The following is a 19,705-nucleotide window of genomic DNA, read 5'->3' on the forward strand; positions in this document are numbered from 1 at the left end:
CATGAGCACCGTCACGCAGGCAGCCGACCGGCCCCACTCGATCACGGCCACGGTGCGCAACCCGTTCCGCGCCGCGGTGCCCGGGCGCTGGCGACGCGGACCGCTGGAACGACGCGGTGTGCGGATCGCCCTGGGTGCCGTCGTCCCGCTGCTGCTGCTCCTGGTGTGGCAGCTGGTCACCAGCGCCGGGTGGGTCCGGTCGTACCAGCTGCCCGCGCCCGCCTCGGTCTGGACGGCCGCCGTCGACCTGGCGCAACGTGGGCTGCTGGGCCAGTACGTGGCGATCTCCACCCAGCGGGTGCTGATCGGCTTCGCGATCGGCGCGGCGCTCGGTCTCGTGATCGGCTCGGTGGTCGGCCTGTCCCGGGTGGCGGCGGCACTGCTGGAACCGGTCCTCGGGGCGATCAGGGCGGTGCCGTCACTCGCCTGGGTGCCGCTGCTGCTGCTCTGGATGGGGATCGGCGAGGAGCCGAAGATCGTGCTGATCGCCATCGGCGCGTTCTTCCCGGTGTACACCACCGTGGTCGCCGGGCTCCGGCACGTGGACCCGCTGCTGGTCGAGGCCGGTCGGGCCTACGGGCTGCGCGGCGCTCGCCTGCTGGCCGGGGTGCAGTTGCCCGCGACGGTGCCCGGCGTGGTGGCCGGACTGCGGCTGGCACTGGCCCAGTCCTGGCTGTTCCTGGTGGCGGCCGAGTTGCTCGCGTCGTCGATGGGGCTGGGCTTCCTGCTGATGGACTCCGGCAACAACGGCCGGGTGGACCGGATCCTGCTGGCGATCGTGCTGCTGGCGGGGCTCGGCAAGGTGACCGACGGGCTGATCGGCCTCGGCGAACGACTGCTGGGGAGGCGCTGGGCATGACCACCTTCGACACCCTGAACGACGAACGGCGACGCTTCCCCGCCCCGGCCGGTGACTGGCAGATCGGTCCGGCCGAGCACGCGGCACTGCTCGCGGCGGGCGAGGCCGACCCGGTGGCGTTCTGGGAGGAGGCGGCGCGACGCCTGACCTGGGACAGCCCCTGGCACACCGCCCACACCTGGCAACCGCCGGTGTGGCAGGACGGGGAACTGACAGTGCCCCGGGCCGAGTGGTTCGTCGGCGGGCGGCTGAACGCGGCGGTGAACTGCGTGGACCGGCACGTCGACGCCGGTCGCGGGGACAAGATCGCGATCCACGCCGAGGGCGAGAACGGCGACCGCCGCTCGTACACCTACCGCGAGCTGCGGGACGAGGTCTGCCGAGCGGCGAACGCGCTCACCGCGCTGGGCATCGGCCCGGGCGACCGGGTGGTGGTCTACCTGCCGGTGATCGCCGAGACGATCATCGTCACGCTGGCCATCGCCCGGATCGGCGCCGTGCACTCCCTGGTCTTCGGTGGCTTCAGCGCCGACGCGGTGCGGTTCCGGGTGCAGGACACCGGGGCGAAGCTGCTGGTCACCAGCGACGGCCAGTTCCGTCGCGGGACGGCGGTGGAGGTGAAGTCGGCGGCCGACGCGGCGGTGGACGGACTCGACCACGTCGAGCACGTGCTCGTGGTGCGCCGGACCGGGCAGGACGTCACCTGGACCCCGGGCCGCGACGTGTGGTGGCACGAACTCGTCGACACCGCCGACCCCGTGCACCACGCCGACTCCTTCGACGCCGAGCACCCGCTGTTCGTCATCTACACCTCCGGCACCACCGGGAAGCCGAAGGGGCTGGTGCACACCACCGGCGGGTACCTGACCCAGGCGTCCTGGACGCACTGGGCGGTGTTCGACGCCCGGGAAGACGACGTGCACTGGTGCACCGCCGACCTGGCCTGGGTCACCGCCCACACCTACGAGATCTACGGACCGCTCAGCAACGGCCTGACCCAGGTGATCTACGAGGGCACCCCGGACACCCCGCACCGCGAGCGCCACCTGGAGGTGATCGAGCGCTACGGCGTCACCACCTACTACACGGCGCCGACCTTGATCCGCACCTTCATGACCTGGTTCCCCGAGGGCCTGCCCGCCGGCCACGACCTGTCGTCGATCCGGTTGCTCGGCACCGTCGGCGAGGCGATCAACCCCGAGGCGTGGATGTGGTTCCGCGACCAGTTCGGCGCCGGATCGGCCCCGGTGGTGGACACCTGGTGGCAGTCCGAGACCGGGGCGGCCGTGATCGCCCCGCTGCCCGGCTCCTCCACCCTGAAACCCGGTTCCGCCACCCGCCCGTTGCCCGGCCTCTCGGCGAAGGTCGTCGACGCCGAAGGCCGGGAGGTGCCGCGCGGCGCCGGTGGCTATCTGGTGATCGACCGCCCGTTCCCCGGCATGGCCCGCACCGTGTGGGGCGATCCGGAGCGCTACCGGGACGCCTACTGGCGCACCTTCGCGGCGCAGGGCTACTTCCTGGCCGGGGACGGTGCCTCCTGGGACGCCGACGGCGACATCTGGCTACTGGGCCGGGTGGACGACGTGGTGAACGTCTCCGGGCACCGGCTGTCCACCATCGAGATCGAGTCCGCGCTGGTCGCCCACCCGGCGGTCGGCGAGGCCGGGGTCGCGGGGGTGGACGACCCGGTGACGGGTCAGTCGGTGGCCGCCTTCGTGGTGCCCGCCGTGGCCCCCGCCGACCCCGGCGACCTGGCCGCGTGGCAGCGGGCGACCGCCGAGCTGCGGGACGGCCTGCGCCAGCACGTCGCCGCGCAGATCGGGCCGGTCGCCAAGCCCCGGCACCTGTTCCTGGTGCCCGAGGTGCCCAAAACCCGTTCCGGCAAGATCCTGCGCCGCCTGCTCGCCGACCTGCACGACGGTCGGGCGCTCGGTGACAGCACCTCCTTGCAGAACCCCTGGGCGGTGCGGCAGGTCGCCGACCTGCTCGCCGTCCACCGCACCACCGTGGGAGAGACCACCGCATGAGCGACCACCAGTTCGGTTTCCGCACCCGCGCCTTGCACGCCGGCGGGGTGCCCGACGCCGCCACCGGGGCGCGCGCGGTGCCGATCTACCAGACCACGTCCTTCGTCTTCCAGGACACCACCGATGCGGCGAACCTGTTCGCGCTGCAGAAGTACGGGAACATCTACTCCCGGCTGGGCAACCCCACGGTGGCCGCGCTGGAGGAACGGATCGCCTCCCTGGAGGGCGGGATCGGTGCGGTGGCGACCGCCTCCGGGATGGCCGCCGAGTTCATCACCTTCGCCGCGCTGGTCGGCGCCGGCGACCATGTGGTGGCCAGCTCCCAGCTGTACGGCGGCACCGTCACCCAACTGGACGTGACCCTGCGCCGATTCGGGGTCGATACCACCTTCGTGCCCGGAACCGACCCGGCGGACTACGCCGCGGCGATCCGTCCGGACACCAAGGTGCTCTACACCGAGGTGGTCGCCAACCCCTCCGGGGAGATCGCCGACCTGGCCGGTCTGGCCGAGGTGGCGCACGCGGCGGGCATCCCGCTGGTGGTCGACTCGACCCTGACCACCCCGTACCTGATCCGGCCGATCGAGCACGGCGCGGACATCGTGATCCACTCGGCGACCAAGTTCCTCGGCGGGCACGGCACCACGCTCGGCGGCGTGGTCGTCGAGTCCGGCCGCTTCGACTGGGGCAACGGCAACTTCCCGCAGATGACCGAGCCGGTGCCCAGCTACAACGGCGTGAAGTGGTGGGAGAACTTCGGCGAGTACGGCTTCCTGACCAAGCTGCGCTCCGAGCAGTTGCGGGACATCGGACCGTCGTTGTCGGCGCAGTCGGCCTTCCAGCTGTTGCAGGGGGTGGAGACCCTGCCGCAACGGCTGGACGCGCACCTGGCGAACGCCCGGACCGTCGCCGAGTGGCTGGCCGCCGATCCTCGGGTGTCGGCGGTGCACTGGGCGGGCCTTCCCACCCACCAGCACTTCAACCGCGCTCAGCGGTACCTGCCGCAGGGGCCCGGGTCGGTGTTCGCCTTCCGCCTGGCACCCGGCGGCGGACGGGACGGTCGGGAGGTCGGTCGCCGGTTCATCGAGCACCTGCAGCTGGCCAGCCACCTGGCGAACGTCGGCGACTCGCGCACTCTGGTGATCCACCCCGCGTCCACCACCCACCAGCAGCTCTCGGCGGAGCAGCTCGCCGCCGCCGGGGTGCCCGACGACCTGGTGCGGATCAGCGTCGGACTGGAGGATCCCGAGGACATCCTGTGGGATCTGGATCAGGCACTCACCGCGGCGACCACGGAGGTTCGGCGATGACCACCCGCACCTGGCAGGGCCCCTCGGCGCAGGAGCGGCTCGCCCTGCTGCGCCGCACCCGGTCGATCGCCATCGTCGGCGCGTCGAACAACCCGGCGCGGGCCAGCTACTTCGTCACCACCTACCTGCTGTCCAGCTCGCCGTACCGGCTGTTCCTGGTCAACCCGCGCGAGACCGAGATCCTCGGCCAGCCGGTGTATCCCTCGCTGGCGGACCTGCCGGAGACTCCGGACCTGGTGGACGTGTTCCAGCGGCACGACGACCTGCCCGGGGTGCTGGACGAGACCCTGGCGGTGGGTGCGCCCGCCCTGTGGTTGCAGCTCGGGTCCTGGCACGAGGAGGTCGCCCGGCGCGGCCAGGCGGCGGGGCTGACCGTCGTGATGGACCGGTGCGTGAAGATCGAGCACGCCAGGTTCCACGGCGGGCTGCATCTGGCGGGCTTCGACACCGGGGTGATCAGCGCGCGGCGAGCGCTGAGCTGACCTCCGCGGGGGGCGCACTGGCCGGGCTGAGCGTCAGCGGGAGGACCACCGAGTCGATCATCCGCTCCAGGAACTCGGTGTTCATCGGCAGGTGCGCCACCAGCTTGCGGTAGTGGATCATCGCCGGGCCGACCGCCGCGATCATGTCCAGGTCGGCCTCCGGATGCACCTCACCGCGCTCCCGGGCGCGTTCGAGCAGGGTGCGCATCAGCCGCACCCGCCCGGCGACGAACTGCTCGTGGAACACCCCGGCCACCTCGGGCTCGGCCTTGACCGCGACGATCAGGCCGGACATCAGCTCGTCGTTCTTCATCCGGGTGGCGAGGGTGGCGACCGCCAACAGGTCCTCGCGCAGCGACCCGGTGTCCGGCACCTCGTCGGCGTTCAGCTGCTTGGCGCACAGCAGGCTGTCCACGGTCAGCCGAGGCTTGGAGGACCAGCGGCGGTACACGGTGGCCTTGCCGACCCCGGCGCGCTCGGCCACGGCGTCCATGGTCATCGCCTCGTAGCCGCGCTCGGTGAGCAGCTCGCGGGTGGCCTGCAGGATCGCCTCGTCCTTGCCCGGATCACGGCGGCGCCCCGGACGGCAGGTGGCGTCGGGGATCGCAGCGTCGGTCACGCCCGTCATGCTGCCACCGGATGAACATCCTGCCAAATCGAGACTGTGGAGTTTCGGAACTGACGGGTTTCGGTTTATCGTCTCCGCCATGTCCTCCCCCACCTCTCGCACGCGCTGGCTCGTCCTGGCCACCGTGGCGCTCGCTCAGCTGATGGTCGTGCTGGACGCGACCATCGTGAACATCGCGATGCCCTCGGCCCAGGCCGAGCTCGGCTTCAGCGACAACGACCGGCAGTGGATCGTCACCGCCTACGCCCTGGCCTTCGGCAGCCTGCTGCTGCTCGGCGGACGACTGGCCGACATGTTCGGCCGACGCCGGATGTTCCTGATCGGCCTGATCGGCTTCGCGGTGTCCTCCGCCCTCGGCGGTGCGGCGGGGACCTTCGAGCTGCTGGTCGCCGCCCGCGCCCTCCAGGGGGTGTTCGCCGCCGCCCTCGCCCCGGCAGCCCTCTCCGTGCTCACCACCACCTTCACCGTCCCCGCCGAACGCGGCCGGGCCTTCGGCATCTTCGGGGCGATCGCCGGGATGGGCGGCGCCATCGGCCTGCTGCTCGGCGGCTACCTGACCGAGAACTTCGACTGGCGCTGGAACCTCTACGTCAACGTGCCGATCGCGGTCGTCGCGCTGGTCGGCGGCATCGTCCTGCTGTCCCGCACCGGCGGGGCCGCCGACCACCGACTGGACGTCCCCGGTGTCCTGCTCGGTTCGGTCGGTCTGTTCGCCCTCGTCCTCGGCTTCTCCCAGGCCGAGCCGCAGGGCTGGGACGCGGTGGCGACCTGGGGTCCGCTGGCGGCCAGCGTCCTGTTGCTGATCGGCTTCGTGATCCGGCAGCGCACCGCCAGCCACGCGGTGCTGCCGCTCGGCGTGGTGCTCGACCGCGACCGAGGCGCGTCCTTCCTGGCCATCCTGGTCGCCGGATCCGGGATGTTCGGCGTCTTCCTGTTCCTGACCTACTACCTGCAGGGCACCCTCGGCTTCACCCCGATGCGCACCGGTGTGGCCTTCCTGCCGATGGTTGCCTCGATCATCGTCACCGCCCAGGTGCAGTCCAACCTGCTGATCCCCCGGTTCGGTCCCAAGGTCCTGGTGCCGATCGGGATGAGCCTGGCGGCGCTCGCCATGCTCTCCTTCACCCGGCTGGAGTCGGACAGCAGCTACCTGCACGTGCTGCCCGGTCTCATCCTGATGGGCGTCGGGATGGCGTCGATCATGCCCGCGTCCTTCCAGTTGGCGACCCTCGGCGTCGACCAACGACTGGCCGGAGCCGCCTCCGCGCTGGTGTCCACCAGCCAGCAGGTCGGCGGCGCGATCGGCACCGCCCTGCTCAACACCCTGGCCACCACGGCCGCGGCCGCCTACATCGCCGATCACGCACCGGCGACGCCCGAGGTGATCGCCGAGGCGTCCCTGCACTCCTTCGACACGGCCTACGGCTGGTCGGCCGGGATCTTCCTCGGCGGAGCGGTGCTGGCGGCGGTGCTGTTCCGGCGACGGGGCGACCGGGTCGCCCGGCAGGCGGCGGTTCCGGCCGGGCTGGAGCCGGTGGTCGCGCACTGAGGCCACGGCGTCGGGGGCCGGGTCGGGCACTGTCCGCCCCCGACGCTGCCCCCGGGGGCTCTGGGCCGTCGCCTCCCCGGGTCACCGACCCCGGCCGGTGCCCGGCTCGTCCTGTTCCGGGAACCACACGGCGCGACGCAGAGCGACCCGGGTGCCGTCGGCGGTGAGCGGCGTCCCCTCGGCCCGCCAGTGCCCGGCGGCCCGTTCGGCATACGGGGCAGGCGGCGACCCGGCGGCGTTGACCACCCGCCACCACGGCCAGTCGCCGTCACCGGCCGCCATGATCCGACCGACCTGACGCGGCCCGCCACGAGCAGTCCCCCCGGCGGCGACCAGCTCGTCGGCGACCACCTCGGCGATCAGCCCGTAGGTCATCGCCCGCCCGGGCGGGATCCGCCGGACCAGGGCGCGCACGGCGGCGATGTACTCGGGATCCACGCCGCCACCTCACCGGACCCGACACCGCCCGGTCAACCGTGCCTGGTCGCCCTGGAGCCGCGTGTGGGCGGCGTGCGGCGCGGGAAGATCGCGCTCAGCGCGACCGGCGGACCAGCACCAGCGCCCGGTCGTCCCCCTCCGGTGCCCGCACCGCGCGCAGCAGTTCCTCGGCTCCGCCGCGCCCCGTGGCCAGCACCTCCTCGGCCGCCCCCATCAGGCGGTCGATGCCGAGGTCGAGGTCGCGTCCCGGTGTCTCCACCAAACCGTCGGTGTAGAGGATCAGGCTGTCCCCTGGCCCCAGTCGGCCGGTGCCGGTCACGAACTCCGGGTCGGCGATCACCCCGAGCGCCGGACCGCGCAGCTGGGGCAGCAGATCGACCCGACCGGACCCGGCCTTGAGATGGATCGGCGGCAGGTGCCCGGCCAAGGCCACCGTGTACAGGCCGGTCTCCAGGTGCACGGTCAGGTGGACGGCGGTGGCGAAGCCCTCCTCCCAGCGCCGCCCCAGCAGATAGGCATTGGCGGCGGGCAGGAAGTCGCGGGCCGGCAGCGAGCCGATCATGCCCGCGAGCGCCCCGGAGAGTTGCAGGCTGCGCACCCCGGCCGCCTGCCCCTTCCCGGAGACGTCCACCAGCGCCAGCTCCACCAACCCGGGACGGTCGGCGGTGACCACGAAGTCGCCGGAGAACGCCTCGGCGTGCGCGGGTCGCAGCGCGGTCTCCACCGACCACCCGGTCGGCAGTGTCGGCACCTGCCCGTGCGCGGCGATCCGGTCCCGCAGGTCGACCAGCATCAGCTCTCCCGGAGCACCTTGCAGCCCCAACCGTTCACGATGGGCGGCGAAGCCGAGCACCGCCACGATCGTGACCGCCTGCAAGACCACCACGCCCGGGGTGAACGTCCCGACCCCGAGCGCCAGGACCACCGCCACCTGCACCACGATCGCGCCGCACAGCAGGATCATCGGCCGCAGCCGCAGCAGGAAGGCGCCCAGCAGCTCGATCAGCACGAAGGTCGCCGGTGGCACCCAGCTCGGTGCGGTGGTCATCCCGAACGTCGCCAGCACCGTCAACCCGACCAGCAGCAGCGTCAGCGCACGCTGTGAGCCGAGGCCCCAGCGGAGCAACCGTCCGCGGACCTGATCCAGAACGCTCGGCGAGCGAGCGGGGCCGTGCTGCATGGTGCGCCGACAGTACCGGGCCGACCAGGCGATAAATCGTCTATGTCGTCGGCGCGTTCTGTGGTGATGATGTCCGCATGCTTCCCGACGAGTACCGACTGATCAGCGTCCCGGAGTCCCGGCTGCCCGAATTCCGGGAGGTGGACGAGTTCGGCTTCGCCGAGCACCTGGACGAGGACATCCTCCAGCACCTCACCTTCGGCATCCCGTTCGACCGCACCCGCGCGGTGGAGCGGGACGGCCAGCTGGTGGCGGTGCACGGCTCCTACCCGTTCCAGCTCAGCGTCCCGGGCGGGACGCAGCCCTGCGCCGGGCTCAGCTGGGTCGCGGTGCGACCGGACCACCGGCGCCGCGGCCTGCTGCGCGCGATGATCCAGGACCACCTGACCCGCTCGATCGCGCGGGGCGAGTCGGTGTCGGCACTGTTCGCCGCCGAGCCGGCGATCTACGGTCGCTTCGGCTACGGCTCGGCCTCCGACGTGCTGCGCCTGACCCTGCCGCGCGGCGCGAAGCTGCGCGACATCCCCGGCTCGGACGAGCTGACCGTGCGATTCGAGACCGCCGACCGCGACCGGCATCTGACCGATCTGCTGGCGCTGCAGGAGACGATCCAGCGGGATCGCCCGGGGTGGGTGAACCGCTCCACCGAGGGCCTGCGCCGCAATCTGCTCACCGATCCCCCCGGCTGGCGCGAGGGCGCCGAGCCGCTGCGGGTGGTCACCGTGCGCCGCGGGGAGGAGCTGGTCGGCTACGCCCTGGTCGCCCGCAAGGAGAAGTGGGACGAGGCCGACAACCCGGCGCACACCGCGAACGTCCGCTCGCACGGTGCGCTCGACCCGGCGGCCACCCACCGGCTGTGGAGCTTCCTGCTGGACCTGGATCTGGTCGCCACCGTCACCACCGCGGTCGCCGTCGACGATGTGCTGACCCAGCTGCTGGTCGACCAGCGCCGGGCCAAGCCGCTGCTGATCGACAACCTCTGGGTGCGGGTGCTCGACCTGCCGGCCGCGTTGCAGGGTCGGCGGTACGCCACCGACCTGGACCTGGTGCTCGGCGTCCGGGACTCGCTGCTGTCGGCGAACCAGGGCAGCTGGCGGCTCACCGTGACCGACGGGACCGCCACCGTGACCCGCACCGAGGACGCCCCGCAGCTCTCGCTCGACATCCGGGAACTGGGTGCGCTGCTGCTCGGCGGCCGGTCGGTCGCCGCGATGGCCCGTGCCGGTCTGGTCGAGGCAGCGGACCCTGCGGTGCTGCCGGTGGCGGACACCGCCTTCGGCTGGCACGCAGCCCCGCACACCCCCTGGGGGTTCTGACCCGGGTCAGCGCGCGACGAGGCCGGGCGTCAGTGCCCGGCCTCGTACGCGGTCAGCATGTCGATCCGGCGCTGGTGGCGCGGGTCCTCGCTGAACGGCTCGTTCACGAAGGCGTCCACCAGCTCGATCGCCTGGTCCACCGAGTGCTGCCGGGCACCGATCGCCACCACGTTCGCGTTGTTGTGCTGCCGGGCGAGCTGCGCGGTGTCGGTGTTCCAGGCCAGGGCCGCCCGCACGCCGGGGACCTTGTTCGCGGCGATCTGCTCGCCGTTGCCGGAGCCCCCGATCACCACACCCAGGCTGCCCGGATCGGCGACCACTGCCTCACCGGCGGCGAAGCACACCGGCGGATAGTCGTCCTGCGCGTCGTACTCGGTCGACCCGTGGTCGGTCACCTCGTGCCCGGCGGCACGCAGATGCTCCAGGAGCGCGGCCTTGAGCTCGAATCCAGCATGGTCAGCGGCGACGTGGATGCGCATGGTGAACATCCTGCACCACCAGCGGCGTCGTCGCGACGGTCGACCGTAGTCTGAGCCCATGACGCATTCCGGCATCGAGCTGACAGCACTGGATCCCGACTCCCGCCCGCAGGACGACCTGTACCGCCACGTCAACGGGCGGTGGGCCGACGCGCACGAGATCCCGGCCGACCGGGCGATGGACGGGTCGTTCCGGAAGCTCTACGACCAGGCCGAGGAGCAGGTCCGGGACATCATCACCGAGTCCCAGACCGGCAAGATCGCCGACCTGTACGCCTCGTTCATGGACACCGACACCATCGAGGCGGCCGGCGTCGCCCCGCTGGCCGGTGAGCTGGACCTGATCCGCTCGGCCACCGACCACGACGACCTGGTCGACGTGCTCGGGACGTTGCAGCGCGCCGGTGCCGTCGCCGCCACCGGGTTCTGGGTGGACACCGACGCCGACGACCCCACCCGCTACGTGGTGCACCTGACCCAGTCCGGTCTGGGCCTGCCCGACGAGTCGTACTACCGCGAGGAGCAGCACGCCGCGGTGCTGGCCGCCTACCGCCCGCACATCGCCCGGATGCTGCTGCTCGGCGGCTGGGCCACCGACCAGGACGACGCCGACGCGCAGGCGGGTGCTGTGCTCGCCCTGGAGACCGGCCTCGCCGCCGGGCACTGGGACGTGGTCAAGGACCGCGACGCCGACCTGACCCACAACCCGACCACGCTGGCCGAGCTCTCCGACGCCGCGGCGGGCTTCGACTGGCCGCGCTGGATCCGGGCGCTGCACGCCCCCGAGGGCTCCTTCGACCAGCTGATCGTCCGCCAGCCGTCCTACCTGGCCGAGCTCGCGGCCCGGTGGACCGTCGAGCCGGTCGCGGCCTGGCAGTCCTGGCTGGCGTACCACACGATCAGCGACCGGGCGCCGTACCTGTCGTCGGAGCTGGTCGAGGCCAACTTCGACTTCTACGGCCGCACCCTGACCGGCGCCCAGCAGCTGCGGGACCGGTGGAAGCGCGGCGTGTCCCTGGTGCAGGGCGTACTCGGCGAGGAGATCGGCAAGGTCTACGTCGACCGGCATTTCCCGCCGACCCACAAGCAGCGGATGGAGCAGCTGGTCGCGAACCTGGTCGAGGCCTACCGCGAGTCGATCTCCGGCCTGGAGTGGATGAGCGAGGAGACCCGGACCCGCGCGCTGGCCAAGCTGGACGCCTTCACCCCGAAGATCGGCTACCCGGCGACGTGGCGCGACTACTCCGGGCTGACCATCGACCGCGGTGACCTGCTCGGCAACGTGCGCCGGGCCGCCGCCTTCGAGCAGGACCACGAGCTGGGCAAGATCGGCAAGCCGATCGACCGCGACGAGTGGTTCATGACGCCGCAGACCGTGAACGCCTACTACAACCCCGGGATGAACGAGATCGTCTTCCCGGCCGCGATCCTGCAGCCGCCGTTCTTCGACGCCGACGCGGACGACGCCGTCAACTACGGCGGGATCGGCGCGGTCATCGGCCACGAGATCGGCCACGGCTTCGACGACCAGGGCTCCAAGTACGACGGCGAGGGCCGGCTGCACGACTGGTGGACCGACTCCGACCGCGCCGAGTTCTCCCGCCGGACCACCGCCCTGATCGAGCAGTACGACCAGTTCTCCCCCCGGCAGCTCGACGGCTCCCACCACGTGAACGGCGCGCTGACCATCGGGGAGAACATCGGCGACCTGGGCGGGCTGTCGATCGCGCTCAAGGCCTACCGGATCGCACTGGGTGGATCGCTGGACGACGCCCCCGAGCTGGACGGCCTGACCGGTGTGCAGCGGGTGTTCCTCGGCTGGGCGCAGGTCTGGCGGGCCAAGGGCCGGGACGAGGAGGTCATCCGCCGCCTGTCCACCGACCCGCACTCCCCGGACGAGATCCGCTGCAACGCGGTGGTGCGGAACATCGACGAGTTCTACACCGCCTTCGACGTCCAGCCGGGTGACGGGCTGTACCTGGCGCCGGAGGAGCGCGTGACCATCTGGTGAGGACGACGGCGTGGGCCGTCCCACTGCGGACGGCCCACGTCGTGTTTCATCCGGGTACTCAGCGACCACCACCGCCCTCGTCGTCACGACCGGTCTGCACTCTGCGGCCGCTGGGTCACCACTCACGCGGTGCCTGAGACCACCTAACCTGCCCGTCCGACTACTCAAACCGTCCCTGACCAGCACCATTGCCGCGCCCATACGCCTAGCGTCCTGAGGGTGAGTCCGAGACCGCCCGACCCCCTGGCTGATGCCCCGGTGCTGCGCGCCGTGCATGAGGCGCATCCGGATGTGGACATCGTTGTCCTGCCCGATCCCGGTCCGGTGGCGTTGGACCCGGATGCGGGTCTGCGCACCGTGGCTCGTGAGCTGGCCGAGGTCGAGGCGATCGCCGATTGGTTGTCCGGCGCGAGTCCGGAGGAACGACGCCGGACCTGGAACACCGGTGGCGCTGCCGACCTGGTGCTGCCGGTCGTCACCGACCGGGTACCCATGCCCGCCCGCCTGACCGCGAACCGGGCATCTGAGCTGCTCAACGGCTCGGAGTGGTCGGGCCGACAGACGCGCAACGACTCCGTCCACCAGCTGCACGCCGAGCGGGACGGTCGCGCTGTGCGGGTGGTGTGGCTGGACGGTTCCGTCACGGTCACCGTGTGGGGCCTTGCGGTCGAGGTCGATGAGGACACCGCGCGGGGGTTGCTGACCGGGGCGGTGGACGCCCGTGGCTGACACCTTCCAGATCGATACCACCGTCGTCGAAGCGAGCGCTGCCCAGTGGGCGGACCAGCAAGCTCAGCTGGAGACCTGCGCCTCACGTCTGGGACAGCTGGCCACCACCGGCCTGGACCCGAGCGTGCGCGCCCAAGTCGAGAGCTGGGTCGCTGACTGGCGCAACAACGTCCTGGTCGTGGCCACCGGGGTCGGGTCGATGCGTGACCACCTCGACGCAGGGATGACCGCCTACCGAGCCTGGGACGACAACGCCCTGCGATCGTTCCAGGGTTGGTTGGGCGGCGAGGCATGAGCAGCCTGCGCACTCTGGTCCCCGACCAATACCCGCCGATCCCGCCGATCGAGGCCGACCCGATCCTGATCGACACCATGGTCGAGGACCTGATGGCCTGTGCCCTCAACCTCGACCAGCTCGAATCGTTCATCACCGGCGACACCATCACCGAGTCCTGGAAAGGCGAGGCCGCCGACGCCTACCTCACCCGCGCCACATCGACCGGGGTCAACGCCCGTGAGTACGCGGACGGCTTGCGCGCTGGAGCCCAGGCCCTGGCCTGGCATGCCGACGACATCGCTCGGCTGCGCACCCGGCGCACCAACGCGACCAGCGACCGCGACTTCTTCAACGGTGCCCGCACCGAACTCCTGGCCGACATCGACGCTGCCGGTCAGCACGCCACCGACGACGACCTGGACGAGCTGCGTCGACGGGCGAGGTACCTGGCCACCCAATGCGAGAACCTCGACGACGACGTGCGCGCCCTGACCACCTCTCTGGCCGACGCCGACTCCGCACTCGTGACCGCCCTGGGTTCGATCACCCCCGCCATCGCCGCCGCACACCGCGCACCGGGGCGCACCAGCACCGACATCGCCCTCGACGCCCTGAACCAGACCGGTTCACCCACCCGCGGCGGGACCATCGCCGATATCACCGCGTGGTGGAACGCGCTGACCCCCGCGCAGCAGGACGCCCTCACCGCCACTCACCCCGCCCTGATCGGGAACGCCGACGGCATCCCGATCGCCGCCCGCGACCGCGCCAACCGCCTCCACCTCGCGGCCAACCTCGCCGCACTTGAATGGCAGGAACAGGACGGTGACCTCGACGGCATCGAGACCCAGGCGCTGGCCAACGCCCGGGCAGTCCGCGACGCCCTCGCCTGGGGCGCGACCCAGACCGACCCCGGTTCCGGGTCCACGATGGAACCCCTGCTGTACGTGTACGACGCCACCGCCTTCGACGGAGACGGCACCGCAGGTATCGCCTTCGGCAACCCGGATGTCGCAGACAACGTCTCGGTGTTGGTCCCTGGCCTGCACTCACGGGCCGACTCGGCACTGCGCTACACCGACAACGCCTACAGCGTGTATGCCTCCGCCCGGCTCTCCGACCCCGGTGCCACCGTGTCCTCGATGATGTGGATCGGCTACGACGCACCCTCCGACTCCGACATGAACACCGTCGTCGCCGAGAGCCGTGCCGCGGCAGGTGGTGCGGCCCTATCCCGATTCATCGACGCGTTGCGCTCCACCGACCAAGGCACCCCGGCCCACATCACCGTGATCGGACACTCCTACGGGTCCACCACCGTCGCACACGGCGCAGCCGACGCCGGACTCGACATCGACGACCTCGTCCTAGTCGGCAGCCCCGGCGCAGGCGGCGGCACCACCCACGCCACCCAACTCGGACTACCCAGCTCCCACGTCTGGGTCGGACGCAACAGCCGCGACCCCGTCACCCACCTCGGCACCGAGGGAGCCATCGGCATGAGCACCCTCGCCGGACTCGGCCTCGGCCACAACCCCGCCGACGAGGACTTCGGCGCCAACCGATTCCAAGCTGAAGCGATCGACCGCGGGGCCACACCCAGCTTCGACGACCACGTCAAGTACTTCGAAACGGACAGCGAATCACTCCACAACATCGGCGCGATCATCGCCGCCACCTACTCCGACGTCGAGTCGGCACAACCCAGCTTCGACCGGTGGTACGCATTCCCGGTCGACCCCGAAGCAGTCCGCGAACCGGGAGACTACTCCGACACTCGCGAGTCAGGGGATCACCAATGAGGAAAACCCCGGCGGCAGCCATCCTCATCGCACTCACCCTTGCTCTCGCATCATGCTCTGGAACCACAACATACGCCAAAATAGCCTCCGAACGCGATCAGGCGCGAGCCGAGGCGCAAGAGATCTTCCCGCCCATCGTCTCCCAGCTAGGAGGCGAGATGGTCGATAGCTGGGGGGAATGGTCATACGGCGGTACGAAAAATATCGACCGCCGCCAATACGCCGTCAAAGCCCAGTTCGACGTAGCATCGCCGCCGGACTCGCAAACACTCATCAACCTGTTCGAAGACCTTGGATACCCCATCGTGCAATACCCGAAGGACGGCAACCCCGCACTGATCGGCGAAAAGGACGGCTTTCGCCTCTCCATTTCGGTGACGGACGCTTCCACCAACACCGTCATGCTCCGATCACCTTGGCGGAAGATGCGCCCCCACACCCCGCAACCCCTAGTCGGCCGCGAACCCCTCGACCTCAACATGCCCAGTCCGACGTCGACGTGAACACCGTCGACGCCTGAGACCGCGCCGCCGCCGGGGGTACCGCCCTCTCTGACTCCGGCCGCCGCCTTCGATGCCGACGCTTGGAACAAGGTCCGTCGACGCTGGTCGATGCCTCTGCCGACACCGAGCTGCCCGACTACCCACCGCTCCCCGCGGTGGACTGACACCCGCAGGCTCAGGGCAGCACCACCCGCTCCGCCGTCGCGATCCGGAACCCCACCCCGCCGCCGTCCACACAGGTCATCCCGTTCGACCCGGAGGTGCAGGTGTAGTCCCCCACCGTCTCGCTGGACCCGTACTGCAGCACGTCCACGTCCGCCCCGGCGGCGCCGGGCACCTGGTCGGTGCAGGGCGTGTCCACCCCGTCGGCGTTCAGGGTGATGACGTGGCCGGTGCCCGCGCCGGTGCAGCCGTCGATGGCGGGTGCCTCGACCGAGGTGTTGGCGATGGTGCAGGTCACCCCCTCGCCGGTCAGGTCGCAGGCGATGTTCCCGGTCGGTGAGGCGAACCGGCGCTCACCTTCCGACGTGGCCGCCGTGGTGGCGGTGTCGGCAGGCGCGCTGCTGCTGGTCGTGGGGGTCTGCGGTGTGTCGGCCTGGTCGTCGGTGGAGGAGTTCCCGCCGAGCACCAGGATCGCGGTCACCCCGAGCACCACGACGAGCACCAGGTCGACCACCAGGAAGATCTTGAGTCCGCGGGACAGCCCCGCCAGCGCACCGGCCATCGTTCCGCCCCTCAGTCGAAGACGGGACCCTGGGTGCGGGTCCGCTTCAGCTCGTAGAAGCCGGGCACCTGGGTGACCAGCGCGAGGCCGTCGAACAGCGCCAGTGCCTGCTCGCCCTTCGGTGCGGGGGTGATGACCGGGCCGAAGAAGCCGACCCCGTTGATCGCGACCACCGGGGTGCCGACCTCGTCGCCGACCAGCGCGAGCGCCTCGGCGGTGGAGGCACGCAGCTGGGGGTCGTACTCCTCGGAATTGGTGTAGGCCAGCAGCGAGTCGGGCAGACCCGCCTCGGCCAGCGACTCGGCGATGATCGCGAGGGTGTCGTCGCGGCCACCCGGGTGCCGCCGGGTGCCCAGGGCGTCGTAGAGCGGCTTGGGGTCGGCGCCGTACAGCTCCTGCGCGGCGACGATCACCCGGACCGCCGCCCAGGAGTCGTCCATCAGCGCGCGGTACTGCTCGGGCAGGTCGCGGCTCTCGTTGAGCACGGACAGCGACATGACGTGCCAACGGACCTCGAAGCCGCGGACGGCCTGCACCTCGTCGATCCAGCGCGATGTCATCCACGCCCACGGGCAGGCGGGATCGAACCAGAAGTCGACGACGGGTGCGGTCGGGGTCGAGGTCACGTGGCGCCTCCGGGAGCGTGCGGACGAGACCCATTCGGCTGAGTGGGCCGCGGACCATCATGCACTCCGAGCCCCGGGCGCTGTCACGTCGTGGGAGGATGCCCGCTGCATCGCATCACCGACAGGAGGACAGCGTGCCCGCTGAGAACCTGACCCGCGACGAGGCCCGCGCCCGCGCCGCCGTGGTCGACGTCGAGTCCTATGACGTCACGCTCGACCTGACCACCGGCCCGGAGACCTTCGCGTCGACCACCGTGGTCCGTTTCACCAGCCCGGAGCCGGGTGCGTCGACGTTCCTGGACCTGATCGCCCCCGTGGTGCGCCGCGTGGTGCTGAACGGCGTGGAGCTGGACGTCGCGGACGTGGTCGCCGATTCCCGGATCCGCCTGGACGGCCTGGCCGCGTCGAACGAGGTCGTGGTCGAGGCCGAGTGCGCCTACATGAACACCGGCGAGGGCCTGCACCGGTTCGTCGACCCGGTGGACGACGAGGTGTACCTCTACAGCCAGTTCGAGGTGGCCGACTCGCGCCGGGTGTTCGCGGTCTTCGAGCAGCCCGACCTCAAGGCGGTGTTCACCTTCACCGTGACCGCGCCCGCGCACTGGGTGGTGGTGTCGAACTCCCCGGAGACCGGTGACCCGGTGACCGTCGAGGGCGGCGTGAACCGCAACGGCGGTGCCGACGAGGGCACCGCGACCTGGCACTTCGAGCCGACGCCGCGGATCTCCTCCTACATCACCGCGATCGTGGCCGGGCCGTACCACCACGAGCACGGCGAGCTGATCTCGGCCGACGGCCGGGAGATCCCGCTGGGGGTGTTCTGCCGCGGGTCGCTGGCCGCGCACCTGGACACCGAGAACATCCTGGACATCACCCGCGCCGGGTTCGCGTTCTACGAGGAGCTGTTCGGCTTCCCGTACCCGTTCGCGAAGTACGACCAGCTGTTCGTCCCGGAGTTCAACGCCGGGGCGATGGAGAACGCCGGGGCCGTCACCTTCCTGGAGAACTACGTCTTCCGGTCCAAGGTGCCCGAGGCGACCGTCGAGCGCCGCGCGGTGACGATCCTGCACGAGCTGGCGCACATGTGGTTCGGCGACCTGGTCACCATGCGCTGGTGGGACGACCTGTGGCTGAACGAGTCCTTCGCCGAGTATGCCTCGCACCTGGCGACCGCCGAGGCGACCGAGTGGACCAGCGCCTGGACCACGTTCTCCTCGCTGGAGAAGTCCTGGGCGTACAAGCAGGACCAACTGCCCAGCACGCACCCGATCGCCGCGGACATCCGCGACCTGGAGGACGTCGAGGTCAACTTCGACGGCATCACCTACGCCAAGGGCGCCAGCGTGCTCAAGCAGCTGGTCGCCTGGGTGGGCCAGGAGCAGTTCTTCGCCGGGGTGCGGACCTACTTCGCCAAGCACCAGTTCGCCAACACCGAGCTGCGTGACCTGCTGACCGAGCTGGAGGCCACCAGCGGCCGCGACCTGTCGGCCTGGTCGGGCCTGTGGCTGGAGAAGTCCGGCGTCACGCTGCTCCGCCCGCAGATCGAGTCGGGCGCGGATGGCACCATCACCGCCCTGGCGATCACCCAGGAGGTCCCGGCCGCGCACCCGGTGCAGCGGCCGCACCGGATCGTGATCGGCGGCTACGACCTGGTCGACGGCAAGCTGGTCCGCACCAGCCGCACCGAGCTGGACGTGGACGGCGCACGCACCGAGGTCCCGGCCCTGGTGGGTCAGCGCCGCCCGGACCTGCTGCTGCTGAACGACGACGACCTGGCCTACGCCAAGATCCGGCTGGACGAGCGGTCGCTCGCCACCGCCCTGGCCCACCTGGACTCGTTCACCGAGTCGCTGCCCCGCACGCTGGTGTGGGCGGCGGTCTGGGACGCCACCCGCGACGCCGAGACCCCGGCCCGCGACTACGTGGACCTGGTGCTCGGCAACATCGCTCACGAGACCGACTCCACCGTCGTCCTGGTGCTGCTGCGTCAGCTCGCCACCGCGCTGGACCTGTACGTGGCCGCGGACCACCGCCCCGCCACCGAGAAGGCGGCGGCGGACGCGCTCTGGGCGCTGGCGGCCGACGCACCCGCCGGGTCGGACAGCCAGCTACAGCTGGTCAAGGCCTTCGCGGGCCGGGCCGGCACGCCGGAGCAGCTGGACACCGTGGCGGCGCTGCTGGCCGGTGACACCAAGCTGGACGGGCTGAGCATCGACACCGACCTGCGCTGGGAGCTGCTGGTCAGCCTGGTCGCCGGTGGCCGGGCCGGTGCGGCGGAGATCGACGCCCAGGTGGCGGCCGACCCCACCGCCACCGGTCAGCGCGCGGCGGCGAACGCCCGAGCGGCGATCCCGACCTCCGAGGCCAAGGCAGCCGCCTGGGCCGCTGTGGTCGAGGCCGACACCCTGCCGAACGCTCTGCAGGCCGCCACCATCGCCGGCTTCGGCCGGGTGCACGACCGGGCGCTGCTCACGCCCTACGTCACCCCCTACTTCGAGGCGCTGGAGTCGGTGTGGGCCGACCGCACCAACGAGATGGCCCAGAACATCGTGGTCGGTCTGTTCCCGACCGAGCTGGCCGACGACCCGTCCGTGGATGTGCTCGGTGCGGCGGACGCCTGGCTCGACGGTCACCCGGAGGCGGCGCCCGCGCTGCGCCGTCTGGTGGCGGAGAGCCGGGACGGGGTGGCCCGCGCCCTGGCCGCGCAGCAGGCGGACGCGCAGTACCACCACGCCTGATCGGTCGATCTGAACGACGCCACGGGC

18 protein-coding genes are annotated in these 19,705 nt (G+C 71.2%); 12 read left to right on the forward strand and 6 right to left on the reverse strand.

All coding sequences use genetic code 11. The features are described 5' to 3' along the window. Position 1 precedes the first annotated feature (1 nt). Genes HGK68_RS10780 through HGK68_RS10795 form a run of 4 tightly spaced genes read left to right on the forward strand, consistent with a single transcriptional unit; the run spans position 2 to position 4,678 of the window. Complete coding sequence (locus HGK68_RS10780; protein WP_169165961.1) at positions 2–859, forward strand: ABC transporter permease; 858 nt, start codon at positions 2–4, stop codon at positions 857–859. Next, complete coding sequence (gene acs / locus HGK68_RS10785; RefSeq protein WP_169165962.1) at positions 856–2,886, forward strand: acetate--CoA ligase; 2,031 nt, start codon at positions 856–858, stop codon at positions 2,884–2,886. Before HGK68_RS10780 ends, acs begins: the two co-directional genes overlap by 4 nt. After that, positions 2,883–4,196, forward strand: a complete 1,314-nt coding sequence (locus tag HGK68_RS10790; RefSeq protein WP_169165963.1) for an O-acetylhomoserine aminocarboxypropyltransferase/cysteine synthase family protein — start codon at positions 2,883–2,885, stop codon at positions 4,194–4,196. The genes acs and HGK68_RS10790 overlap by 4 nt, the downstream gene beginning before the upstream one ends. Further along, complete coding sequence (locus tag HGK68_RS10795) at positions 4,193–4,678, forward strand: CoA-binding protein (RefSeq protein WP_169165964.1); 486 nt, start codon at positions 4,193–4,195, stop codon at positions 4,676–4,678. Before HGK68_RS10790 ends, HGK68_RS10795 begins: the two co-directional genes overlap by 4 nt. Here HGK68_RS10795 and HGK68_RS10800 read toward each other — a convergent pair. Further along, positions 4,653–5,297 carry a TetR/AcrR family transcriptional regulator gene (locus HGK68_RS10800; RefSeq protein ID WP_169165965.1) on the reverse strand — a complete coding sequence of 215 codons (645 nt, stop codon included), beginning with the start codon at positions 5,295–5,297 and terminating at the stop codon, positions 4,653–4,655. The two genes, HGK68_RS10795 and HGK68_RS10800, sit on opposite strands and share 26 nt — an antisense overlap. 88 nt (positions 5,298–5,385) lie before the next feature. Between HGK68_RS10800 and HGK68_RS10805 the strand changes: the two genes are divergently transcribed. After that, entirely contained in the window at positions 5,386–6,855 is a 1,470-nt protein-coding gene (locus HGK68_RS10805; RefSeq protein WP_169165966.1) for an MFS transporter, read from the forward strand. A gap of 81 nt (positions 6,856–6,936) precedes the next feature. Here HGK68_RS10805 and HGK68_RS10810 read toward each other — a convergent pair whose 3' ends face one another. Together HGK68_RS10810 and HGK68_RS10815 are read right to left on the reverse strand one after the other, a co-directional pair. After that, positions 6,937–7,293, reverse strand: a complete 357-nt coding sequence (locus HGK68_RS10810) for an MGMT family protein (RefSeq protein WP_169165967.1) — start codon at positions 7,291–7,293, stop codon at positions 6,937–6,939. Between the two features lie 94 nt (positions 7,294–7,387). Further along, complete coding sequence (locus HGK68_RS10815; RefSeq protein ID WP_169165968.1) at positions 7,388–8,473, reverse strand: PP2C family protein-serine/threonine phosphatase; 1,086 nt, start codon at positions 8,471–8,473, stop codon at positions 7,388–7,390. A 77-nt stretch (positions 8,474–8,550) separates the two neighbouring features. Here HGK68_RS10815 and HGK68_RS10820 point away from each other — a divergent pair, with 77 nt between their 5' ends. After that, entirely contained in the window at positions 8,551–9,789 is a 1,239-nt protein-coding gene (locus tag HGK68_RS10820; RefSeq protein ID WP_169165969.1) for a GNAT family N-acetyltransferase, read from the forward strand. Positions 9,790–9,818: 29 nt separating this feature from the next. Here the strand turns inward: HGK68_RS10820 and HGK68_RS10825 are convergent, their stop codons facing one another. After that, positions 9,819–10,268: a ribose-5-phosphate isomerase gene (locus HGK68_RS10825; RefSeq protein WP_169165970.1), complete on the reverse strand. Its 450-nt coding sequence runs from the start codon at positions 10,266–10,268 to the stop codon at positions 9,819–9,821. A gap of 58 nt (positions 10,269–10,326) precedes the next feature. Here HGK68_RS10825 and HGK68_RS10830 point away from each other — a divergent pair, with 58 nt between their 5' ends. The 5 genes from HGK68_RS10830 to HGK68_RS10850 all read left to right on the forward strand — a co-directional run bounded on the left by HGK68_RS10830 (position 10,327) and on the right by HGK68_RS10850 (position 15,590). Continuing rightward, positions 10,327–12,279, forward strand: coding sequence for a M13 family metallopeptidase (locus HGK68_RS10830; RefSeq protein ID WP_169165971.1), 1,953 nt, complete (start codon positions 10,327–10,329; stop codon positions 12,277–12,279). Between the two features lie 219 nt (positions 12,280–12,498). Further along, positions 12,499–13,008 carry a hypothetical protein gene (locus HGK68_RS10835; protein WP_169165972.1) on the forward strand — a complete coding sequence of 170 codons (510 nt, stop codon included), beginning with the start codon at positions 12,499–12,501 and terminating at the stop codon, positions 13,006–13,008. Then, the gene (locus HGK68_RS10840; protein ID WP_169165973.1) at positions 13,001–13,303 is read left to right on the forward strand and encodes a hypothetical protein; all 303 of its coding nucleotides are present in this window, start codon (positions 13,001–13,003) and stop codon (positions 13,301–13,303) included. The genes HGK68_RS10835 and HGK68_RS10840 overlap by 8 nt, the downstream gene beginning before the upstream one ends. Next, complete coding sequence (locus tag HGK68_RS10845; protein ID WP_169165974.1) at positions 13,300–15,087, forward strand: alpha/beta hydrolase; 1,788 nt, start codon at positions 13,300–13,302, stop codon at positions 15,085–15,087. The genes HGK68_RS10840 and HGK68_RS10845 overlap by 4 nt, the downstream gene beginning before the upstream one ends. After that, the gene (locus HGK68_RS10850) at positions 15,084–15,590 is read left to right on the forward strand and encodes an outer membrane protein assembly factor BamD (protein WP_169165975.1); all 507 of its coding nucleotides are present in this window, start codon (positions 15,084–15,086) and stop codon (positions 15,588–15,590) included. Before HGK68_RS10845 ends, HGK68_RS10850 begins: the two co-directional genes overlap by 4 nt. A 175-nt stretch (positions 15,591–15,765) precedes the next feature. Here the strand turns inward: HGK68_RS10850 and HGK68_RS10855 are convergent, their stop codons facing one another. Together HGK68_RS10855 and HGK68_RS10860 are read right to left on the reverse strand one after the other, a co-directional pair. Further along, on the reverse strand, positions 15,766–16,314 hold the full coding sequence (locus HGK68_RS10855; RefSeq protein ID WP_169165976.1) for a hypothetical protein: 549 nt from the start codon (positions 16,312–16,314) through the stop codon (positions 15,766–15,768). 11 nt (positions 16,315–16,325) lie between these two features. Further along, on the reverse strand, positions 16,326–16,940 hold the full coding sequence (locus HGK68_RS10860) for a mycothiol-dependent nitroreductase Rv2466c family protein (RefSeq protein ID WP_169165977.1): 615 nt from the start codon (positions 16,938–16,940) through the stop codon (positions 16,326–16,328). 134 nt (positions 16,941–17,074) lie between these two features. Here HGK68_RS10860 and pepN point away from each other — a divergent pair, with 134 nt between their 5' ends. Next, positions 17,075–19,678, forward strand: a complete 2,604-nt coding sequence (pepN, locus tag HGK68_RS10865; RefSeq protein ID WP_169165978.1) for an aminopeptidase N — start codon at positions 17,075–17,077, stop codon at positions 19,676–19,678. Positions 19,679–19,705: the final 27 nt, after the last annotated feature.

Origin of the sequence: Cellulomonas taurus (assembly GCF_012931845.1) — a bacterium.
Taxonomy (GTDB): domain Bacteria; phylum Actinomycetota; class Actinomycetes; order Actinomycetales; family Cellulomonadaceae; genus Cellulomonas; species Cellulomonas taurus.